This is a genomic window from Corynebacterium sp. HMSC055G02, assembly GCF_001809065.1.
GTDB lineage: Bacteria > Actinomycetota > Actinomycetes > Mycobacteriales > Mycobacteriaceae > Corynebacterium > Corynebacterium jeikeium_D.
The window spans coordinates 1-718 of record NZ_KV795635.1 but is presented as its reverse complement, the minus strand read 5'-3'; the positions used below and the strand labels follow the sequence as shown (position 1 = coordinate 718).

The 718-nt window shown below is 55.6% G+C and carries 5 tRNA genes; all 5 read left to right on the top strand.

The features are described from left to right. The first annotated feature begins 99 nt into the window (after positions 1 to 99). The 5 genes from HMPREF2547_RS01560 (at position 100) to HMPREF2547_RS01540 (ending at position 618) form a co-directional block, all read left to right on the top strand. Positions 100 to 170: transfer RNA gene (locus HMPREF2547_RS01560), tRNA-Cys, on the top strand. A gap of 32 nt (positions 171 to 202) precedes the next feature. After that, a tRNA-Val gene (locus HMPREF2547_RS01555) sits at positions 203 to 277 on the top strand. Positions 278 to 304: 27 nt separating this feature from the next. Further along, positions 305 to 377, top strand: a tRNA-Gly gene (locus tag HMPREF2547_RS01550). A 66-nt stretch (positions 378 to 443) separates the two neighbouring features. Beyond that, positions 444 to 518: transfer RNA gene (locus HMPREF2547_RS01545), tRNA-Val, on the top strand. 27 nt (positions 519 to 545) lie between these two features. After that, positions 546 to 618 (top strand) — tRNA-Gly (locus HMPREF2547_RS01540). Positions 619 to 718 lie beyond the last annotated feature (100 nt).

Genomic DNA, 718 nt, shown 5'->3' with positions numbered 1-718 from the left:
TTAGGGTCGCGGGTTCGAGTCCCGTCATCCGCTCTGGTTTCTCAAGAAGTTAAGCTCTGTGGTATAACTTCGAGGCAACCACTGAGGCGGCAGCCTCACGGTGGAATGGCCGAGTGGCGAGGCAACGGCCTGCAAAGCCGTGTACACGGGTTCGATTCCCGTTTCCACCTCAGCAGAGATTCCTTACCGGTTTCGATGTAATGCGCGTTTAGCTCAGCGGGAGAGCGCTTCCCTGACACGGAAGAGGTCACTGGTTCAATCCCAGTATCGCGCACCACGTAAGCCCTTATGGGCGAGCGTATTTGCGGATGTAGCGCAGCTGGTAGCGCATAACCTTGCCAAGGTTAGGGTCGCGGGTTCGAGTCCCGTCATCCGCTCAGTGCAAAACCCCCTTCTCCTGGAAGGGGGTTGCGCTTGAAAGCTTCTATATAGCTTTTACCCCAGCGCGATTAGCTCAGTGGGAGAGCGCTTCCCTGACACGGAAGAGGTCACTGGTTCAATCCCAGTATCGCGCACCACGTAAGCCCTTATGGGCGAGCGTATTTGCGGATGTAGCGCAGCTGGTAGCGCATAACCTTGCCAAGGTTAGGGTCGCGGGTTCGAGTCCCGTCATCCGCTCAGACCAACTCCCTTCCGGGTATCCGGGAGGGAGTTTTCGTTTAACCTTTGTTAGGCAACCAATTTGGGTTAAGTAGCAAAAAGTGTGTCTGACTTTCAG